The organism is Stenotrophomonas sp. PS02298, from assembly GCF_029959445.1.
In the GTDB taxonomy this organism is placed as follows: domain Bacteria; phylum Pseudomonadota; class Gammaproteobacteria; order Xanthomonadales; family Xanthomonadaceae; genus Stenotrophomonas.
Map to the genome: position 1 here is coordinate 1 of NZ_JASCOR010000012.1, position 20,498 is coordinate 20,498.

15 protein-coding genes are annotated in these 20,498 nt (G+C 61.3%); 6 read left to right on the forward strand and 9 right to left on the reverse strand.

Annotation, left to right across the window (positions count from 1 at the left end):
• Window positions 1–105 precede the first annotated feature (105 nt).
• Together QMX78_RS03505 and QMX78_RS03510 are read right to left on the reverse strand one after the other, a co-directional pair.
• Window positions 106–2,115: a M13 family metallopeptidase gene (locus tag QMX78_RS03505; protein WP_282266573.1), complete on the reverse strand. Its 2,010-nt coding sequence runs from the start codon at window positions 2,113–2,115 to the stop codon at window positions 106–108.
• A 290-nt stretch (window positions 2,116–2,405) separates the two neighbouring features.
• A complete protein-coding gene (locus QMX78_RS03510; protein WP_282266639.1) occupies window positions 2,406–4,502 on the reverse strand; it encodes a M13-type metalloendopeptidase in 2,097 nt (698 codons plus the stop codon).
• A 169-nt stretch (window positions 4,503–4,671) separates the two neighbouring features.
• Here QMX78_RS03510 and QMX78_RS03515 point away from each other — a divergent pair, with 169 nt between their 5' ends.
• Window positions 4,672–6,279, forward strand: a complete 1,608-nt coding sequence (locus QMX78_RS03515; protein WP_282266575.1) for an NAD(P)/FAD-dependent oxidoreductase — start codon at window positions 4,672–4,674, stop codon at window positions 6,277–6,279.
• A 386-nt stretch (window positions 6,280–6,665) separates the two neighbouring features.
• Here the strand turns inward: QMX78_RS03515 and QMX78_RS03520 are convergent, their stop codons facing one another.
• The 3 genes from QMX78_RS03520 to QMX78_RS03530 form a co-directional block, all read right to left on the reverse strand.
• Window positions 6,666–7,481: a hypothetical protein gene (locus tag QMX78_RS03520; RefSeq protein WP_282266577.1), complete on the reverse strand. Its 816-nt coding sequence runs from the start codon at window positions 7,479–7,481 to the stop codon at window positions 6,666–6,668.
• A 99-nt stretch (window positions 7,482–7,580) separates the two neighbouring features.
• A complete protein-coding gene (locus QMX78_RS03525; RefSeq protein WP_282266579.1) occupies window positions 7,581–9,545 on the reverse strand; it encodes a S9 family peptidase in 1,965 nt (654 codons plus the stop codon).
• Window positions 9,546–9,672: 127 nt separating this feature from the next.
• Complete coding sequence (locus QMX78_RS03530; protein ID WP_282266581.1) at window positions 9,673–12,477, reverse strand: TonB-dependent receptor; 2,805 nt, start codon at window positions 12,475–12,477, stop codon at window positions 9,673–9,675.
• Window positions 12,478–12,930: 453 nt separating this feature from the next.
• Here QMX78_RS03530 and apbC point away from each other — a divergent pair, with 453 nt between their 5' ends.
• A complete protein-coding gene (apbC, locus tag QMX78_RS03535) occupies window positions 12,931–13,773 on the forward strand; it encodes an iron-sulfur cluster carrier protein ApbC (protein WP_282266641.1) in 843 nt (280 codons plus the stop codon).
• Between the two features lie 172 nt (window positions 13,774–13,945).
• The gene (dcd, locus tag QMX78_RS03540) at window positions 13,946–14,518 is read left to right on the forward strand and encodes a dCTP deaminase (protein WP_282266583.1); all 573 of its coding nucleotides are present in this window, start codon (window positions 13,946–13,948) and stop codon (window positions 14,516–14,518) included.
• A gap of 72 nt (window positions 14,519–14,590) precedes the next feature.
• Here the strand turns inward: dcd and QMX78_RS03545 are convergent, their stop codons facing one another.
• The 3 genes from QMX78_RS03545 to QMX78_RS03555 are packed head-to-tail and all read right to left on the reverse strand — an operon-like array spanning window position 14,591 to window position 15,868.
• On the reverse strand, window positions 14,591–14,758 hold the full coding sequence (locus QMX78_RS03545) for a DUF5668 domain-containing protein (RefSeq protein WP_089153126.1): 168 nt from the start codon (window positions 14,756–14,758) through the stop codon (window positions 14,591–14,593).
• A gap of 31 nt (window positions 14,759–14,789) precedes the next feature.
• A complete protein-coding gene (locus QMX78_RS03550) occupies window positions 14,790–15,212 on the reverse strand; it encodes an HIT family protein (RefSeq protein WP_282266589.1) in 423 nt (140 codons plus the stop codon).
• A complete protein-coding gene (locus QMX78_RS03555; RefSeq protein WP_282266591.1) occupies window positions 15,209–15,868 on the reverse strand; it encodes a dienelactone hydrolase family protein in 660 nt (219 codons plus the stop codon). The genes QMX78_RS03550 and QMX78_RS03555 overlap by 4 nt, the downstream gene beginning before the upstream one ends.
• Before the next feature lie 309 nt (window positions 15,869–16,177).
• Between QMX78_RS03555 and rimO the strand changes: the two genes are divergently transcribed.
• Window positions 16,178–17,539: a 30S ribosomal protein S12 methylthiotransferase RimO gene (gene rimO / locus QMX78_RS03560; RefSeq protein WP_282266593.1), complete on the forward strand. Its 1,362-nt coding sequence runs from the start codon at window positions 16,178–16,180 to the stop codon at window positions 17,537–17,539.
• A 29-nt stretch (window positions 17,540–17,568) separates the two neighbouring features.
• On the forward strand, window positions 17,569–18,375 hold the full coding sequence (locus tag QMX78_RS03565) for a DUF3025 domain-containing protein (protein ID WP_282266595.1): 807 nt from the start codon (window positions 17,569–17,571) through the stop codon (window positions 18,373–18,375).
• Here the strand turns inward: QMX78_RS03565 and greB are convergent.
• The gene (gene greB / locus QMX78_RS03570) at window positions 18,362–18,862 is read right to left on the reverse strand and encodes a transcription elongation factor GreB (RefSeq protein WP_282266597.1); all 501 of its coding nucleotides are present in this window, start codon (window positions 18,860–18,862) and stop codon (window positions 18,362–18,364) included. The two genes, QMX78_RS03565 and greB, sit on opposite strands and share 14 nt — an antisense overlap.
• A 103-nt stretch (window positions 18,863–18,965) precedes the next feature.
• Between greB and QMX78_RS03575 the strand changes: the two genes are divergently transcribed.
• On the forward strand, window positions 18,966–20,414 hold the full coding sequence (locus tag QMX78_RS03575) for a rhomboid family intramembrane serine protease (RefSeq protein ID WP_282266599.1): 1,449 nt from the start codon (window positions 18,966–18,968) through the stop codon (window positions 20,412–20,414).
• The last annotated feature ends 84 nt before the right edge of the window (window positions 20,415–20,498 follow it).

Sequence of the window (20,498 nt, forward strand, 5' to 3'; positions counted from 1 at the left end):
ATGCTCGGCAAAGGGGCATCACAGGTAAAGCCTCAGCCGAGCATGGCTCGGCACTACAAAACAAAAAAAGCCGCGGAATCCGCGGCTTTTTTTGTCAGCGAGGCATCAACGCCAGATCCTGATCTGTTCGGCGTCGGTGCGCTGCATCGGCTGGCCCGGCTTGCAGCTGAAACTGGCGCCAAACTCCGGCAGGTTGGACAGCGGTGCATTGCTGCGCCAGCGGCCCGGTGCGCGCACGTCGGTGCTCAGGCGCTGCACGGCTTCGTTCGGCGACAACTGCTGCGCCCACAGGCTGGTCCAGCCCTTGAAGAAGTCCTGCTTGTCGGCGGGCTTGGCATCAGCCTGGGCGGCAGTGAAGGCCTCCAGTGCGATCTCCATGCCCGACAGATCCGCCATGTTCTCGTCGCGGGTCAGCTCACCGTTGACCTTGGCATCCTTGACGCCCGGGAACGGGTAAGCGCTGTACTGCGCGGCGACGCGGTTGCCGAGCAGCGTCCAGGCGCTCTTGTCAGCCGGCGTCCACCAGCTGCGCAGTTCGCCCTTGGCGTCGATCATGGCACCCTTGACGTCGATCGCGCGGCTGACTTCATGCGCGACCAGGCCACCGAAAGCGCCGAACTTCTCGGCATTGCTGGCGTTGGCGGCAAAGATCGGCCCCTGCAGGGCCGCGGCCGTCACGATCAAGCGGTTCTGGGCGATGTCGTAAGCGATCGACGGCTGCTGCGGCAGCACGTCCCAACGGCGGTCGGCGTTGCCCTTGCCGATGCGCTTCATTTCCTGGGCGTGGCGCCAGGTGGAAGCGATCAGGATGTTGCCGCCAAAGCTGCCGCGGCCCATCGGTTGCACGGTGTAGTCCAGATCGCGCAGCGGGGTGCCGATCTCGATCTTCATCGCCGCCAGCTTGGCTTCGGCTTCGGTCTTGGCCTCGGCGCTGAGCCAGCTGCTGCGCTTGACCGCGGCGATCTGTGCTTCGCGGATCTGGTCGACCATGACGCCCGCCTGGCGGCGGGTATCGCGGTTGAGGTAGGTTGCGGCGTATTCGTGGCCCAGCATCGGACCGGCGGCCACGTTGATGGCATCCAGCACGGCGTCCGGGCGCGCCGGGGCGATGGCCTGGCCACGCAGCAGGCGGCCACGGAACTCGAATTCGGCGTCGCGGTAGGCCTTGGACAGGTAGGGCGCCATCGCATCGCCCACGCGCCAGCGCAGGTAGGCCTTCCACTGGTTGGCCGGCAGGCGGCTGACCATGCCGTTGAGCTGCTGGAACAGCGCCGGGTCGGCCAGCGACACCAGGTCGTCGTTCACGCCCTGCACCTTCAGGAAGGCATCCAGCTGCAGGTTGCGGTAGCGGCTGTTGAGGTCCTTGGTGGAGACCGGCGCATAGTTGTTGAACGGGTTGTTGATGTCGGCAACCGAGTGCGCGCTGCGCGCCAGCTCGGTTTCCAGCTGGATGACCAGCGCAGACTCGGCATCAAGCTGTGCGGCCGGGGTGCCGGTCAGCGCCAGGATCTGCTTCACATAGGCGCGGTAACGCCCCATCAGGGCGACGGTGTCGGCATCGGTACGGGTGTAGAACGCCGGGTCCGGCAGGCCGGTGCCGCCCTGCATGAAGTAGCCGATATGGCGGTCCAATGCCTTCAGGTCCACGTCCGGGGCGAAGTTGAACGCCACCGGGATGCCGACCTGATGCAGTGCAGCGATCGAGGCCGGGATGTCCTTGGCCTTCTTGATGGCGTTGATGCGGGTCAGCAGCGGTGCGATCGGCTTGGAGCCGTCGGCTTCAACCGCGGCCTCATCCAGGCCGCTGGCCCAGAAATCGCCAAGCAGCTTCTGCACGTTGCCTTGCGGCGCGGTCATCGCGCGATCCAGCAACTGGCGCTGCTGGGTGCGGGTGTTCTCTGCCAGGGTGCCGAGGGCGCTGACCGCGCCGGTCTGCGGCACCGGATTGGCCTTGAGCCAGTTGCCGTTGGTGGTTTCGTAGAAATCCGTACAGGCTGCGCTCACTGCCGGTGCCCGTGCCGCAGGCTTCTTGCGGGCGGCCTGCGCATCGTTGGTGGACAGCACGGTCACCAGGGAGAAGGCCAGGGCCAGGGTAAGTGGGCGAACGTTGGGCATGTGGTGCATATCCGCAGAAGGACAAAGTGGGCGGAGTTTAACAAGCTGGCGGCGGATTGGTGCCGGGGCAGGGCACGGATTTGGGTGCTGCATCAAAACCAGTGGTTGTAGGAGCGGCGTCGGCCGCGAAGTCACTGCAGATGATGCGGCTGGCATTGACTGGATTGCGTTGATTTCTGGCGTTTTGGACCTGGTCGGCTTCGCGGCTGACGCCGCTCCCACAAAGAAACGCTGAAAAAAGAAGGCCCGGCAATGCCGGGCCTTCTTCGGTTCTTACTGCAGGGCAGCGATTACCAGATCACAACCTGCTTGTCGCCAGCACGGACCATCGGCGAACCGGCCTTGCACTGGAACGCAGCGGCGAAGGTCGGCAGGTTCGACGGCGCACCCATGGCGCGGAACTGAGCCGGGGCGTGCGGATCGGTAGCCAGGCGGACCTTGGCGTTTTCGGCGGTGTACTTGGTACGCCACACGGTTGCCCAGTTGAAGAAGAAGCGCTGGTCGCGGGTGAAGCCGTCAACCTTGGCGTCTTCCTTGCCGGCCGAAGCCTTCTGCAGGGCGTCGTAGGCCGTGGCCAGGCCACCGAGATCAGCGATGTTCTCGCCCAGGGTCAGCGAGCCGTTGACGCTCTGGTCGCCTACCTTGTACTCGTTGAACTGGTTGACCAGCTTGCCGGTCAGGCCAGCGAAGCCCTTCGAATCCGCCGGGGTCCACCAGTTCTCGAAGTTGCCGGTCGGGCCGAAACGGCTGCCCTGGTCGTCGTAACCGTGGGTCATTTCGTGGCCGATGACAGCACCGATGCCACCGTAGTTCAGCGCGTCGTCGGCGTTCGGGTCGAAGAACGGCGGCTGCAGGATGGCGGCCGGGAACACGATCTCGTTCTGCAGCGGGTTGTAATAGGCGTTGACGGTCTGCGGGGTCATGCCCCACTCGGTCTTGTCCACCGGCTGGCCGATCTTGGCCAGTGCCCACTTGTAGTTGAAGGCATTGGCAGCGCGCACATTGCCCAGGTAGTCATCGTGCGTGGTGCTCAGGCCGCTCCAATCACGCCACTTGTCCGGGTAGCCGATCTTCGGGGTGAAGGTTTCCCACTTGGCGATGGCCTTGGCCTTGGTCTCGTCGCTCATCCAGGTCAGGTTCTGGATGCGGTCCTTCAGCGCGCCGGCCAGGTTCTTGACCAGCTCTTCCATCTTGGCCTTGGACTCGGGCGAGAAGGCGACCTTCACGTACATCTGGCCGAAGGCGTCGCCGGCATCGCTCTCGATCGTGCCAAGCACCTGCTTCCAACGTGGCTTGATTTCCTTCTGGCCGTTCAGTTCCTTGCCGTAGAACGCGTAGTTCTCCTGCACGAACTCATTGCTCAGGTACGGCGCGGCGCCGTCCACGGTGTGGAAGCGCAGGTAGGCGCGCCAGGCTGCCGGGTCGGTGTCGGCCAGCATCTTGCTCACTTCCGCGTGGAAGGCCGGCATCGCCAGCGAGAAGGTCGCCGGTGCGGCAATGCCCTGTGCCTGGAAGAACGCAGTCCAGCTGAAGTTCGGGGTCAGCTTGTCGGCATCAGCCACGGTGACCGGGTTGTAGTACAGCGAGACGTCGCGCGACAGCTCGACGCTGGACTTTGAGGCCTTGGCAAGACGGGTTTCGAACTTGATCACGTCCTCGGCCTGCTTGGCAGCGTCGGCTGCGGCCACGCCGCTCAGCTCCAGTACCTTGGCCACGTGGGCCTTGTAGGCGTTGAGCTTGTCGGCCTTGCTGGCGTCGGTGTAATAGGTGGTGTCCGGCAGACCCAGGCCGCCCTGGCTGGCGTAGGCCATGTTCATGGACGAATTCTTGAAGTCCGCTTCCGGACCGAAGCCGAACAGGAAGTTCTCGCCCTTGGCAGCGGTGCTGCGCAGGTAGTCGGCCAGTGCGGCGGTGTCCTGCAGGCCGTCAATCGCGGCCAGGTCGGCCTTCAGCGGGGTGATGCCAAGGCTGTTGATCTTGGCTTCGTCCATGCCGGCGGCCCAGAAGTCGCCGACGATCTTCTCGATGCCGGTGGCGTTCTTCATTGCAGCAGCCTGCTCGGCCAGCTGGTGCTGCACGGCAACCGAGCGCTCGTCGAGGATGGTGAAGGCGCCCCAGCTGGTGCGGTCAGCCGGAATTTCGTTGGCGTTGAGCCACTTTTCGTTCACGTAACCGTTGAAGTCGGTACATGCGTCCTTGCTGGCGTCGAGGTCGGCAGCGGTGAAGGCGTTGTAGGCCGGCAGCTTGGACTCGTCCAGCTTCAGCTCAGTGGCGGCCGGGGCAGCGGCGGTGGCTGCCGGCGGGGACTGCTCTTCCTGCTTGGGGCAACCGGTCAGCACGGCGGCGACAGCCAGCGACAGCAGGAGAATCTGGGGTTTGCGAACGATCACGGGAAAGGCCTCCAGGCCGGTTTCAAAGCATGAGTGAGGCCACGGAGTCCGGGGCCGAAGCAGGAAGATACGCCTGAAACCGATGAGGAAGGGGTGTAGAAGGTCATGGGTCGCGGCGGGCGTATTCCTATGGGCGGCGACGGCTGGCCGGTGCTATACAGCGGGAATGACCAAGACATCAAGCAAGCAGTGGGATGCGATCCTGATCGGCGGCGGCCATAACGGGCTGGTGTGCGCGGCCTATCTGGCGAGGGCCGGCAAGCGCGTACTGGTATTGGAGCGACGATCAGTAGTCGGAGGCGCAGCCGTCACCGAGGAGTTCCATCCCGGTTTCCGCAACTCGGTGGCCTCTTATACGGTGTCGCTGCTGCAACCCAAGGTGATTGCCGAGCTGGAGCTGGAGCGGCACGGCCTGCGGGTGGTGCCGCGCAAGCTCAACAACTTCCTGCCCTTGGGCAATGACGAGTATCTGTTGGCCGGGGGCGGGCGCACTGCCGAACAGGTTGCGCGCTTCTCCGCACGCGATGCGGCACGCCTGCCCGAGTACGAACAGCGCTTGGAGATTTTTGCCGATGTGCTGCGTGCGCAGGCCCTGCAGGCGCCGCCGAACATCAGCGGTGCGAGTTGGTTGCGTGCGTTGCCGGAGCTGTGGAAGGCAGGGCAGCTGGGCCGGCAGCTGCAGCGCCTGGATCCGGGCTTGCAGCAGGAGTTGATGGATCTGTTCACCATCTCCGCTGCCGAATACCTGGACCGTTGGTTCGAAAGCGCACCGATCAAGGCCTTGTTCGGTTTCGATGGAATCGTCGGCAACTACGCAAGCCCCTACGCTCCCGGTACCGCATACGTGTTGTTGCACCATGTGTTTGGTGAAAGCAATGGCGTCAAAGGCGCCTGGGGGCATGCCATCGGTGGCATGGGCGCGATCACCCAGGCGATGGCGCGCTCGGCAGTTGAGGCCGGTGTCGAGATTCGTACTGATGCCGCCGTCGAGAAGGTGTTGGTGGAGCAGGGGCGTGCAGTCGGCGTTGTATTGGCCGGTGGCGACGTGCTGCGCGGCTCTGCCATCGTTGCCAACGTCAATCCGAAGCTGCTCTACGAGCGCCTGTTCGATCCTGCCGATGTGCCGGCGGCTACGTTGGAGCGCATGGCCAACTGGCGCTGCGGCTCGGGAACATTCCGCATGAATGTGGCTTTGTCGAAGCTGCCTGATTTCAGCGTGCTGCCGGGACTCGGTGATCACCTGACCGCTGGCATCATTATCGCCCCGAGCCTGGACTACATGGATCGCGCCTATCTGGATGCGCGTCAATACGGTTGGTCACGCGAGCCCATCGTCGAGATGCTGATTCCCAGCACGCTGGATGACTCGCTGGCGCCCCCCGGGCAACATGTGGCCAGCCTGTTCTGCCAGCACGTGGCGCCCCAGCTTTCGGATGGACGAAGCTGGGACGATCATCGCGAAGAGGTCGCGGATCTGATGATCGCCACCGTCGACAAGCATGCGCCGGGTTTTGCTGCTTCGGTGCTAGGCAGGCAGATCATGAGCCCGCTGGATCTCGAGCGGACCTTCGGCCTGATTGGCGGCGATATTTTCCATGGCGCGCTGAGCTTGAACCAGTTGTTCAGTGCGCGGCCGATGCTGGGGCAGGCGGGGTACAAGGGGGCGCTGCCTGGTTTGTATCTCTGCGGATCGGGCGCACACCCTGGGGGTGGGGTTACTGGTGCGCCGGGGCACAATGCGGCAAACGTGATTATGGCGGACCTGGTCGGTTGATGAGCGAAATCGTTGGAGCCGAGCGGGTTTGGATGCAGAAGACCCGGTTTTAGTAGATTCTACGAGTGGTAATTCGATGGGGAATGGAAATCCTGTGTCAGCCAAGTTGCGTATTTAGGGCCAAAAATTTTTGGAAGACATGGGTTTAAGCTATTTCTTCACCAATCTCAATGAGCGATATTTTTAGCCGAAGCGAGTTATTCAAACGCGAATCCTCCATTCCAGAGTCCCCGTTAGTTGTGAAGGCAATGGTCGCTAAGAGCTCTGTTTCCAGCTGCATGAGTTTTCTTCGGGTAGATTGTGCAAGGCCTGAAGGTGTGAGGCAGGGACCAAAAAGACAACGGCCGCAAAAGCGGCCGTTGCTTTTTTCGCTCTAAGCATGGAATTCAAGGCTTTGTATTGCCGCCCTGCAGATTAGGCATTGCGTCGTCGGTAGCGGGTTCCTCGGCATCAATTTGTGGTTGCACTTTGGGTATGCGGTGCTCATTGATGCTGGGCGGAATCTGGCTGGCTGCGCCGACATTCACCGAACCAATGCGCGGCTTCATCCACACCTGATCATGCCATTGCTGATATAGCTGTGGATCCCAATAGCGGCGGTCATAGAATTTGGAGCCCGAGATCTGCATGCCCTCTCCATCCGGACCTGGGACGTAGATGGTCAGTGCGCCAGCTGAACCCAAGCGACTGCCGGTCACACCTTGCTGGCCACGATGCAGGACGCGCGCCAAGCGGGGCGATGCCGCTTCATCACCGTAATGAGCGTAGACCTCTTGCCCCAGTTCCACCGCACGTTCACGTTCGATGTCGTCGAGTTGAGCCCAGTAGCGCTCTCGCAAACCAGCAAAACCGGCGTAGCCGCGCTCCGCCGCAAGATCCATCCATGCATAGGCCAAACTGCGGTCCGCGGTTACACCTTGGCCGTTCCAAAGCATTTCGGCAACCATACCTTGGGACGGCTTGTCCGAATAATAAGCAGCACGCTTGAAGTAAGTGAAAGCCTTTTCTGGTTCGTTGTTCTTCAGTTTCTCCAGGCCCAGTAGCCGGAATCTGAGGTCTGGGTGGCTGGAAAGAAAGCCGGCAGACCTCATCAGGGGGTCCATTGTCGGGTCGGCGGGTAGCTTCTCCGCGGCGATCGTAACAGCACTGGACAATAGTGAAAGTGCCAGTACTGGCGCGGCAAGGAACAGTTTTATTTTCATGATGGCTCGGTGACGGGCGAGTCAGTGCTATAGGCGAGATTTTGTCGATGTTGATGATATCCCTGTCACCGGCAAAATCCGATGACAGGGTATCCATTTTTATTGTTTCGTGCCGATGTGGCGATCGAAGAAATTCAACATCTCGGTATAGAGTTTGAGGCGTGCTTCGTCACCATAGAAGCCATGCATTTCGCCGGACTGGATGATCATTCCTTCAGGGCGGTTACCCGCCGCAATAAGTGCTTTGTTCATCAGCTCGGTTTGCTCGGGTACGGCGCGAGCATCGCGAGCGCCGGCTGCAAGGTAAACCGGAATCTTGACTTCGCTCGCCCGCAGGGCTGGGGATGCACGCTGCCAGTCAGCGCGGTCGCTACCGTGGGTGCGGCGAAGATAGCGAAGCCCGGAATCGCTTTGCGGGATGTCGCCTTTCTTGAAAAGCATGTCGATGTCGTAGACGCCGACATAGCCAAAGGCGCATTGAAACAGGCCTGGCTCGCGGATCGGTGCCATCATCGACGAGTAGCCACCAAAGCTACCGCCATAAATGCAGATGCGACTCCTATCTACGTAGCCGTTGTCCAGTGCCCAGTGTGTGGCATCGAGGATATCGTTCTGTATGTTCTGGTCCCATTGGCGGTGACCTGCGTTCTGGAACTCCTTGCCGTAGCCGCCTGAGCCGCGGAAGTTGACCTGCAGGGTTGCATAGCCTCGGCTGGCGAACAGCTGCGCCTCAGGGTTGAAAGCCCAATCATCGCGAGGACCAATAGGACCTCCATGGGGATTGACAATCAACGGCAGATTCTTGCCGTCGCTGCCATTGGGGATGGTCAAGTAAGCATGAACCGTACGGCCATCTCGCGCGGTGAAGGAGAAGGGGCGAGTGGTTGCCATCTTCTTCGGGTCGAGTTGGGTCCTGCGCGACATCAGGAAGCGAGCTTTACCGGTATCCCTATCGTACAGATATAGCTCTCCGGGGTTACTGTCGCTGTAGACGGACACGAGAATCTTCTTGCCATCATTGGTGAAGCTGGAGAAGCCCACCATTTGGCCGTCAAAAGCAGATGCGAGGGAGGTATAAAGCTGGGCATCCGGATGTGCTTCATCTAGCATCGTTACCGCCGGTGCCCCGGCCTCGGTGATGACGCCGATCAGCGTGTTCAGATCGGTGGACCAGATGTTTCCGGAGATTTCGGCGATGGGGTCGGAGAACAGCTGTTTGAACTCGCCACTGCTGGTGTCGAGTGTTCCGATAGCAGCTGGCGTCTTGCCATCATCCAAAGAGGCATAGACGGTTCCGCTTTCGGTGGTGCGTTCAACGGATAAGTGTTTGCCTTCGGCTTTTGAGGAATTGATCAGTGTCCAGCTCTGCGCATCACGGCGGTAAAGTTCGGAACGTTCGGCGTACTCGCCACTTTCATCACGTGAAGAGCTGCAGACGGCAAATCGCGGCTGTTTGGTTTCGTCAAGAGTAATGCTGCAGTTTTCCTTGGGGGCTCGGCCCAAAGACGTGCGACGCCCACTGACTACGTCGACCTTGAAAAGCTCGGTCCCAACGCCTTCGCTGGACCGTGCTGAGGTCGCCTGCATGATCACGTTGTCGTCGTCGTTACGCAGGGTGTCGACCAACGAGTAACGTTCGTTGCCGATGCTCTTGGCTTGCTGGGTAGCGTCGCGCGTCCCCTGGAAGATGAGCGGTCGCGGTTGGGTGCCGTCCGCGTTCACTGCGTACCATTCTCCGATGCTGAATGGAGCGGCGTAGCCCCCCAATTTCTTGACAGCATCGAACATCAGGCGCTCTGGGCTGACCCAGTAAAAACTGCCTATGCTTTTCTTATCGGGCAGCTGGTTTATTTTCAGTGGCTTGAGGTCAGCAGCGTTCAATACAATCAGGACGTCCTGATCGCCCTTGTCCACGGTGATTGCCAGGTAGCGGCCATCGGGTGAGATTTTTGCTGTTCCGTAGGTTGGACGGCCGATGAAGTCCTGGATGTCCTGGGCAGCAAACACTGGGGAACAGGCTGCGCCAATGGATAGGGCCAGCGTCAGGCCAATAACTTTCTTCATTGTCAGCTCCTTGCTTTTTAGCGCGCAGTGGTGGCGCTCAGCCCCATTTTGGGGGCATATTCAATATCCTTTCAGAAAGAAGCCCGGCAGAAACCGGGCTTCTTCTTGATTCTCCAGAACTATCTGATCAGAACTTATAGTTCAGTTCAGCAGAGATCTGGCGGCCTACCGGAGAGTACGAGCGGAAGAAGTACGGGTAGGAATTGTAGGTATCGTCCGCCGGGTGCAGCTTGTCGAACACATTGAGCACTTGCAGGCCAACGGAGGCTTTGTTCGTGATCTTCTTGTTCAGGGTGAGGTTCCACACCAGGTACGGCGCAATACGGCCGGTTTCAGCCCAGTTTGGCAGCGAACCCGTACGAGTGCCGTACACAGTTGCGCTCCAGTCATCCTTGCTCCATGAAGTGGTCAGGCTGGCCTTGCTACGGTAGTTGAAGTACTGCAGGTGGTCTCGGGTGTTGACGATATCGCCACCCGGGAAATCCTGATCTTCCAACTTGAGCACATGGGTGTACTTCATCTGGACGCCGAAACGGCCCCAACGATCAGTATCGAACTTGTAGTCCAATGCTGCGTCGATACCCGAGGTGCGGGTCATGGCTTGGTTGTACGGGATCGAGGTGAAGCCAGTGACCTTGTTCTCGCCCAGGGCGGTATCGTCGCGGGTCACCAGGCTCTTGAAGTACTGGCAAGCGGCCGAGTTGCCGTCGACGACCGAACCAGAGGTCGTAACACCCAGGCGGCAATCGGCTTCATTGCGATACAGGTAGTCGCTGTCGATGTCAGCGACTGCGCCTTCAAGCTTGATGTTGTAGTAATCCACCGTCAGCGCCAAGTCGTCGATGATGTCCCAGACGAAACCAACGGTGAACGACTTGCCGGTTTCTTCTTCCAGTTCCTTGCTGCCTTGGCGGGTAGAAAAAGCCTGGTAGTAGTAGTCGGTGTCATTCGTGCAGGCGGTGCTCTTCGGATCCAAGCCGGCCTCACGGCAGCGCAGTTGGTCGACAATGTAAGAGTACGAGCCGGATTGGCCGGCAAAGACGTAATGCATGTCGGGGGCACGGAAGCTGGTTGCGTAGTTGCCGCGCAACAGCAGGCTCTCAAACGGACGCCATTCCAGGCCGGCGGACCAAGTCGACGCGCCATCAACGTTGGTCACGTCGTCGTATTTGTCGAATCGACCTGCCAAGCTGGCTTTCAGCGAATCGAAGATCGGAATGCTCAATTCAAGGCCAGCCGCATAGCGGTCGCGCTCACCGCCACCGCCGGTTGCTGTGAGGTTGTAGATCTTGTCAGCTCCGGTATACGTGACGGTGGAGCGCACGTCGGGATCAAGCGTGTATTCCTGGCTTGCGGCCTCAAACACCAATGCTGCGCCCAGCGGGCCAGCTGGCAGGTCGAACAAGTCACCGCTGATGGTGAAGCTTCCGGTTGTGTTCTTGGAAGAGCCACTGTTGCGCACGTTGGTGATCAACGAGCGATACACATCAGGCGTCATCGGGCTGAACAGGCGGTCAACATCAACGTTGTACACGCTATAGGTGCCGACGGTGCCGAGCTGCGGGCCGAGGAAATAGTCGTTGATCTTATTGGTCAAGAAGCGGGGGCGGGTGGTGTCGTAGTCGAACTTGGAGTGCGAAATGCTCGCATCCCAATCAAAGCGATTGTTTGCGAACGAACCTCGCAGGCCAGCAACCACGTTGATCGAGGTTTCGTCATATGTCGTGGCCTGTGCGCCGCCAACTTCCTCTGGAGTGAAGATGCGCTGGGCCTGTACGTAGCCGAGGGTCGGGTCGTACACATAGCCAGGTGTCTGCCAGAACTGGGTGGAGCTATAGCCCTTGTTGCTGCTGTCGGTGAACAGCGCCTGGGCGTAAGCCTGGATCCCATTGCTGAAGTCATAGTTGCCAGCGATGTAGCCAGAGGTCTTGTCGTAGGCGTTCTGGATGGACTGGGTTGCCGGATAACCGAAATAACCGCAGCGATTCGGTGTGCTGTTTGACACCGAAGCAGAGGAGTTATATGGGGTGAACTCCGACGATGTGGCCGCGCAGGCCTCACGCAGGTTGGCTACCGAATTGTTCAGGCTGCCATCGTTGCCCTTCCACACATACTGAGCCCCAGTGTTTCGATACAGATAGACGCCACTGGTCGCGGTGGTGAAATCCGGTTTGCCCTTGAAGTCGGGGTTGTCGTAGTAGGAATCCATGAAATCGCGCTGCGATGCCAAGATTTCCTCACGATTGAGGTATTCCGCCGAGTAGGTGACGCTCCAGTTGTCGCCGCTCTTGCCGCCGGTGAACTGGAACAAGCCAGTATCGCCACCGCCACGGGTAGTAGTACCCGCGCGGATCTTGATCGCATTCCCTTCGAAATTGGTTTTGGTAATGATGTTGACAACGCCAGCCACCGCGTCGGAACCGTAAATAGCTGACGCGCCGCCGGTCAGAACCTCGATGCGTTCGACCGCTGCGGCGGGAATGCTGCTCAGACTGACCGCGTTGGACCTGCTGTTGTAGGGCTGCGGGTAGTCAGCCATGCGCTTGCCGTTGATCAGGATCAGGGTGTAGCCCGGGCCCATGCCACGCATATTCAGGAACTGGGCGTTTGGAGTGAAGCCACTCTGCGTCAATTCGTTCTGTACGTCGCCGGTCACCTGGCTTAGCGTGGTGAGTGCTTCGTAGACCGTATTGAAGCCTTCCTTCTCGATATCTGCAGCGGTAATGACGACGACCGGAGTGGGGCCTTCTACGTCGCTCTTCTTGATGCGGGAGCCTGTGACTGAAACGCGATCGAGCGTGGTAGCGCGCTGGGCACTCGGTGTCGCCGCGCCCTGATCTTGGGCGTACGAGACGGCAGGTGCAGCCAGTACTGTCAACAGTGCGATGGCCAAGGCTGAACGCTTTGCGGAAGTAATTTTGTTGATGTGCACGTGGATGAATCCCCTTGAAATTTAAAGACTTTTCCCTGTCACTGGCGTCATTTCAGTGTGTTACAGCGCAGTGAGTAAGGTTAACGTAACATGACCTTAACGTTAATTGCACAGTTTCCGCCGCATTTGGCAAATGATTTCACTTGCAACTTAATTGGCGTGTGTGGTTGGGCGCCTCGATGGGCAGGAGTTGCGCAGCTGGGTCGAGCGGCCGACTGGCAGGCCATGGATCCTCGTTGGCTTTCAAGGAAGCAGGCATAGCCCTTCAGGGCCGGTAGAACTCAACAAAGCGGGGGGCACGGTGCATATTTGCCTTGCCTTGCGAGCGCTGAGTTTGTCAGGGATGCTGACTCATGATTGTTTTCGCTGAAACAGCGTAAGAAAGAGACTGCTCAGTACCTCGCGCTATAGTTCGCATCTGAAATAAAGCAGAGGTTGCAAGTGAGTAGGTCGATTTCGCTGGGTGGCGCCCATAAGGTGCAGAAGGGGCTCTCCCCCCATTCACGTATCCGCAATGTCATTGCGGTTGGCTCGGGCAAGGGTGGGGTAGGCAAGTCCACGACCGCGGTGAACCTTGCGTTGGCGCTGAAAGCGCTGGGCGCCAAGGTCGGCGTGTTGGACGCCGATATCTACGGCCCCAGCGTGCCGGCCATGCTGGGCCTGAGCGGGCGGCCGGAGAGCCCGGACAACAAGTCCATCGAGCCGCTGCGGGCGTTCGGGGTCGAGGCGATGTCGATCGGTTTCCTGATCGAGCCGGACTCCCCGATGATCTGGCGTGGCCCGATGGCCACTTCCGCGCTGACCCAGCTGTTCAACGACACGCTGTGGGGCGACCTGGATTTCCTGCTGATCGATCTGCCGCCGGGTACCGGCGATATCCAGCTGACGCTGTCGCAGAAAATCCCGGTGGCCGGCGCGGTGATCGTTACCACGCCGCAGGACATTGCCACGCTGGATGCACGCAAGGCTTTGAATATGTTCGAAAAGGTCGAGGTGCCGGTGCTGGGTATCGTCGAGAACATGGCCATGCACACCTGCAGCAGCTGCGGTCATGTCGAGCACCTGTTTGGCGAAGGTGGCGGCCAGCGCATGGCCGAGCAGTACGGGGTGCCGTTGTTGGGCTCGCTGCCGCTGGACATCGGCATCCGCGAGCAGGGTGATGTGGGTGCGCCTATCGTGGTTGCGCAGCCCGATTCGGCCGCGGCGAAGGCCTATATGTCGGCGGCGCAGCGGATGGCGGAAGAATTGGCCAAGCGCCCACGCGCCAGCATTCCGATCCTGTCCTCGTTGATCTGAGGCAGTCGCCAGCTCGGTAGCAAGCAAGGCCCGCTCAGCGGGCCTTGCCTTATATAGAGTGTGCAGAAGTTGCTGGCAGGCCATTGCTTGCCGGCTCCTGGCCGGCTCTAGGCTAGAATCGACCACCCCCGGCCGCAGGTATGCTGCGGCACAACGTGAACAGGATCACTGAATGAGCATCAAGAGCGACCGTTGGATCCGCCAAATGTCCGAACAGCACGGCATGATCGCGCCGTACGAAGCCGGCCAGGTCAAGCAGGTGGATGGCCAGCGCATCGTCAGTTACGGCACCTCCAGCTATGGCTACGACGTGCGTTGCTCGCGTGAGTTCAAGGTGTTCACCAACATCAACTCGACCATCGTCGACCCCAAGCACTTCGACCCGAAGAGCTTCGTCGACATCGAGGCCGATGAGTGCATCATCCCGCCGAACTCGTTCGCGCTGGCACGCACGGTGGAATTCTTCCGCATCCCGCGTGACACCCTGGTGGTGTGCCTGGGCAAGAGCACCTATGCGCGCTGCGGCATCATCGTCAACGTCACCCCGCTGGAGCCGGAGTGGGAAGGCCACGTGACGCTGGAATTCTCCAACACCACGCCGCTGCCGGCACGTATCTATGCCAACGAGGGCGTGGCGCAGATGCTGTTCTTCCAGGCCGACAAGGACGACATCTGCGAGACCTCGTACAAGGATCGTGGCGGCAAGTACCAGGGCCAGACCGGCGTCACTCTCCCGCGCACCTGAGTGCGGCCTGGGCTGAAATGAAAAAGGCGCCGTGAGGCGCCTTTTTCTTTGTGCAGGATCCGGCGGTGCGGCTTATTTGCCGCGTCCGAACAACATGCCGATACCGACAGCCACCAGGATGGCCGGCCACCAGGTGGCGAGCATGCTGCCGATGTTGCCGTTGATCCAGCCGAGGTTCTTGGCCAGGAAAAACAGGCCAACGATGATCAGGATCAGGGCGGCGATCAGATTGGAGCGCATCGGCTTGCGGAGTCCGTAAGGGAGAAGGTGCTTATCGTAGCCGCTGGCGCCAGATTTCGACACGTTCGGCCAGCACCTCCGGATCGAAACGCTGTGCCTTGCCGCTGCCCCAGACCGGGCCCGGCCAAGCGGCGTCGTTCTCGTTGCGGCCGATCAGATGCACGTGCAGCTGACGCACGATGTTGCCGAGCGCACCGATGTTGATCTTGCTGACATTGGGCTTGTGCTTGAGGTGCTGGGAGATCTGGTTGATCTCGGCCAGCAGCAGGCGTTGCTGGGCACCGTCCAGGTCGATCCATTCGCTGGCGTTGGGCACACGCGGTACCAGCACGACCCAGGGGAAGCGGTCGTCGTTCATCAAGCGGATCTGCGACAGGGGGCCATCGGCAATCAGCACGCTGTCGGCAGCAAGGCGGGTATCAAGTACGAAATCGGACGTCACAGCTTCGGTCATCGCAGGTTCTCGCTGAAGAAGGCCAAGGTGCGTTCGCGCGCCAGGTCGGCGCTGGCTGGGTGGTAGTGCATGCCGACCTCGCGGTTGAAGGCGTGGTCGGCTGGATAGACATATACAGGCAAGTCGGGTTGCTTTTCACGGTGCGCTGCAACGGCGGCTGCTGGGATCGAAGCGTCCTGGTCGCCAAAGTGGAAGATCGCATGGGCTTTGAACGCTGTATCTAGGAACGGCACGTTGCGTGCGCCGTAGTAGCTGGCCGAAGGTAGGCCCAGCTGTTGCGCAGCCAACATGGCGATGGTGCCGCCCCAGCAATAGCCGACCGTGCCGACCTTGCCGTGGGGCGCCAGCGCAGCAGCGGCCGCTTCGACCACGGTTACCGCGCGGTCCACGCCTAGCTCGTCGACCAACGCCTTGCCGCGACTGACGCCGGCCGCGTCATAGTCCAGCTGCAGGTCCGGTTCGATCAGGTCGAAGAAGGAGGGCGCCAGCACCGCATAGCCCTCGGCGGCGTACTGCTCGGCGACATGGCGGATATGCGCATTGGCGCCGAAGATTTCCTGTATGACCACCAGGCCGGCGCGTGTGTTGCTGGAGGGCAGGGCCTGCCAGGCGCGCACCGGGCCGATTGGGGTGGGGAGGGTGATCCAGTTGGGCATGGGGCAGGCTCCAAGGTGTTGGGTTGGCTCCCTTCTCCCGCTTGCGGGGGAAGGTGTCCGAAGGGCGGATGGGGGGAGCTTTTGGAGCGAGGGGTCTGCTTGCCAGGAGCTTCCCCTCACCCCAACCCCTCTCCCGCTGGCGGGAGAGGGGCTTGAGCGGGTTCATCGGCTAGTAATTCCAGCGATGAGACTGATTATCAGCTCTCTCGCGTATTAAGCCAGCCGCAGGGCGCCGCGGCTGTGGCCCGGTATACTGCCCGGCTTTCCGGCCTCGCTGCCATTCCGGCCCGGCCACAGGATTTCCAGATCATGTCCCAGCTGAACCCCAAAGTCGGCTTCGTCAGCCTTGGCTGCCCGAAAGCCCTAGTCGATTCCGAGCGCATCCTCACCCAGTTGCGGGTTGAGGGCTACAGCATCGTGCCGTCCTATGATTCGGCCGATGTGGTGGTGGTCAATACCTGCGGCTTCATCGACTCGGCCGTGGCTGAATCGCTGGACGCGATCGGCGAGGCGATGAATGAGAACGGCAAGGTCATCGTCACTGGTTGCCTGGGCAAGAAGGGCGACATGATCCGCGAGCATTACCCGGACGTGCTGTCGGTGTCCGGTCCGCAGGACTACACCACGGTGATGGAGGCGGTGCATGCCGCGCTGCCGCCCAAGCACGATCCGTTCGTGGATCTGGTGCCGGACTACGGCATCAAGCTGACCCCGCGCCACTACGCCTATCTGAAGATTTCCGAAGGCTGCAACCACCGTTGCAGCTTCTGCATCATTCCCTCGATGCGTGGCGATCTGGTCTCGCGCCCGGTTGATGAGGTGCTGCGCGAGGCCGAGCGCCTGGTCAAGGGCGGCGTGCGCGAGTTGCTGGTGGTGTCGCAGGACACCTCGGCCTATGGCGTGGACCGCAAGTACGCGCCGGGTACCTGGCGCGGCAAGGAATACGCCACGCGCATGAAGGCTCTGTGCGAAGGCCTGTCCGAGCTCGATGCCTGGACCCGCCTGCACTACGTCTATCCGTACCCGCACGTCGACGACGTGGTGCCGTTGATGGCAGAGGGCAAGATCCTGCCGTACCTGGACATCCCGTTCCAGCACGCCAGCCCGCGCATCCTCAAGCTGATGAAGCGCCCGGGTGCGGTCGACAAGACCCTGGAGCGCGTGCTGCGCTGGCGCGAGATCGCGCCGGACATTACCGTGCGCTCGACCTTCATCGTTGGCTTCCCGGGCGAAACCGATGCCGAGTTCGAGCAGCTGCTGGACTTCCTCGATACCGCTCAGCTTGACCGCGTCGGCGCCTTCGCCTACTCGCCGGTGGAAGGTGCAACCGCCAACCAGCTGCCGGACCCGGTGCCTGAAGAAGTGAAGCAGGAGCGTCTTGCCCGTTTCATGGAGAAGCAGGCAGCTATTTCCTCCGCCAAGCTCGAAGCCAAGATCGGCAGCGTGCAGCAATGTCTGGTCGATGTCATCGAAGACGGCATCGCCGTTGCCCGCTCCAAGGCCGATGCGCCGGAAATCGACGGTCTGGTGCATATCCAGAATGCTGTTGAGGCCAAGCTGCGCGTGGGCGAATTCGTCAATGTCGAGATCACCGACAGCGACGAGCACGATCTGTTCGGCGACGCGCTGATCGAAACCAAGGCCGCACCGTTCGACCTCAAGGTGCTGTGACCACCGCAGCGGCCGCAAACGATGCCGGCGTGAGCCGGCGTCGTTTTGTAGCGCCATTGCGCGGGCAGGTTGAATCGCAGTGCTTTGATCATCCGCTGTTCGCGGACTTCCGCGATTTCGAGGCGTTGATGCGGGCTGCCGATTGGCCGGGCATCGATGCACTCACTGTGCAGTTGCCCGTGCAAGGCAAGCGCTTTGTCGCCCAGGACGAGGCGTTGCTGACTGACGGCCTGCACTACGAGCAACGTATTGCACAGGGCCGTATCGCCACCCGCGAGCAGAACTGGCATGACCTGTTCAACGCGATGGTGTGGGCACGTCACTTCGCTATCAAACGCGCGCTCAACGCGCAGCAGTGCCGGCATATCGCAGTGATGGGGGCAAGCCAGCGCAATCGCGCGCAGGCTGCATTGACCCAGTTCGATGAAACCGGGTTGATCGTGCGTGTGCGCGATGCGGGCGTGCTGGCGGCATGGGATCGGCATGACTGGTCAGCGCTGTTCAATCCGGATGGGTGGCGCGCAGGCGATATCGCGGTCTGCGCGGTGATTGGCCATGCGCTGATGGAGCAGGCATTGCTGCCCGAACGCCTTCTCGTCGGAAAGTGCCTGGTCGTCGTTGGCGATGACGACGTGGCGTGTGTTGCCGCAGTAGCTGCAGCAATCGAAGGCGACCGCTTGCTCGCGGACCCCGCCGAGCTGCGTCCACTGCCGCTGGCCGGCATCCCTGGTTGGCATGCGTCCCAGGATGCGGCCTTTTACCAATTGGCCGACTACTTCCGTCCGTTACGCGAAGGTCGCGCCTATCCGGTGCCGCTCAGGCTCAGCCGTAGTTGACGTCGATGATCGCGAAGCGGGTCAGTCCACTGGGCAGCTCCACCGCGAATTCATCGTCGATGCGTTTCTTGAGCAATGCACGCGCCAAAGGCGAGTCGATGCTGATCCAGCCAGCTGGCGCATCGGTTTCATCGGGGCCGACGATCCGGTAGATCACGGTCTGCCCCGAATCCACGTTCTCCAATTCCACCGTCGCGCCGAAGAACACGGCCTCCGGATCGCTGGGCGTGGTGTCGACAACGCGCAGGGCTTCAAGCCGCTTGCTCAGGTAGCGCACGCGGCGGTCGATCTCGCCCAGCTGCTTCTTGCGGTAGGTGTACTCGGCGTTCTCCGAACGGTCGCCTTCAGCGGCCGCGGCCGCCAGCGCCTTGACCACTTCCGGCCGACGCTGCCGCCACAATTCATCCAGCTCGGCCTTGAGCCGGGCATGGCCCTGGGCAGTGATCAGGGCGGTGCTTTTTTCTGCAGGGGGACGCCAGCGGCTCATTGCGGTCTTGCGTTGCGTGGATGCCGGCATGGTAGCCGGGCTTGCTTGCGCAAGGCCAATCCATGGCTGAAGCTCTGCGTTCTCCGACAAGGAAGTCCGGCCGATGTTGATCCTGCCGCTGCATAAACCGCTCAACCTGAGCACGCTGCCCTTGGTGACCGTGTTGCTGGTGCTGATCAATATCTACGTGTTTTTCGCCTGGCAGGCCGGTGATGAGCAGAAGGTGCAGGCGGCGCAGGACTGGTACCAGCAGTCCGGGCTGGCCGAATACGAGCTGCCCGCCTACGAGAAGCATCTGCGTATGACTGCGCAGGGCGATGCCTTGGCCGAACTGGAATCAATTCCGGCAGGGCAGCGGGGCCGCTACGTTGGCATGGCGACCTTGAGCGATGTTGCGTTCCAGCGAGCGCTGGAGAGTGGTGGCCTGTTCGGGTCGGAAGACGAACAGGCGGCATGGGCGCCATTGCGCCGCGAGTACCAGGCGCAGCTGGACCAGGTATTCACCCTGCGACATATCCTGCGCAGTTCGGAATGGTCGCCGCGGCGATTGCTGTCAGCCGCTTTCCTGCACGGCAGCGTGATGCATCTGCTGGGCAACATGCTGTTCCTGGTGGTACTTGGCCTGTTGCTGGAAGGCGCGCTCGGGGGCTGGCGCTTTCTCGGCCTGTATCTGTTGGGAGCGATGGGTTCCAGTGTGGCCAGCGTGTTGTGGCGCTGGGGCGAAGTCGGCGGCGGGCTCGGCGCATCCGGTGCCATCGCAGCGGTGATGGGGGCGTTCTGCGTGGTCTGGGGAATGCGCCCGGTGCGCTTCTTCTATTGGTTCGGGGTGATCTTCGACTATGTGCGCGCGCCGGCGATCTGGCTGTTGCCGTTGTGGTTGGGCTGGGAGGTGTTCAACCTGCTGACCAATGATGAAGCAGGCATTGGCTTCGACGCGCACGCTGGTGGACTGATCTGCGGTGCGCTGCTGGGTGGCATGCTGGTGCTGGGCCGGCAGACCCGCGAGGACTATATGGCGGACGACACCGAGGTGGCGGTCGACGATCAGCGTTGGGAGCAGGCCCAGTACTACATGGGGCGTCTTGAAAATGCGGCTGCCGAGCGCGTATTGAGTGCACTGGCGGTCGAACAACCACAACGGTTGGATATTGCGCTGGCGCGCTACCGGGTGGCTGCCAATGCCGGCAATAGCGCCGAGATGCGGGCGCGTGCTGCCGATGTATTGCGGCTGGATGCGGATGATGCGTCAGCCCTCGCTGCACAGCGCGGCATCGTGAAGCAGCTGCTGGCCGATGGCGGGGTTGCCGAGCTTGCGCAGCCCGCGTTCGAGCGCTGCCTCAAGGCCGGCTGGCTGCAGGAGGCGGAAGCAGTATGGGAGCAGGCAACGCAGCTATCCGGTGAGGCGCAGGCGCAGGGGTGGCTCCGGCTGGCCCTGCGACACGGCGAGGCTCATGCGCATGAGCAGCGCCGCCGCCTGCTGGAGTTGTTGCAACAGCGGTTTGGCACCACGCCGCAGGCCGGCAAGGCGCGTTTCCTGCTGGAGAACGAGTAAGCCTGCGCGGCAGCAGCTTCAAGCCGAACAAGGCCAGTCTCCTGCCGCCGCCGTAGCCCTGGTAAGCGCAGCGCAGCCGGGGAA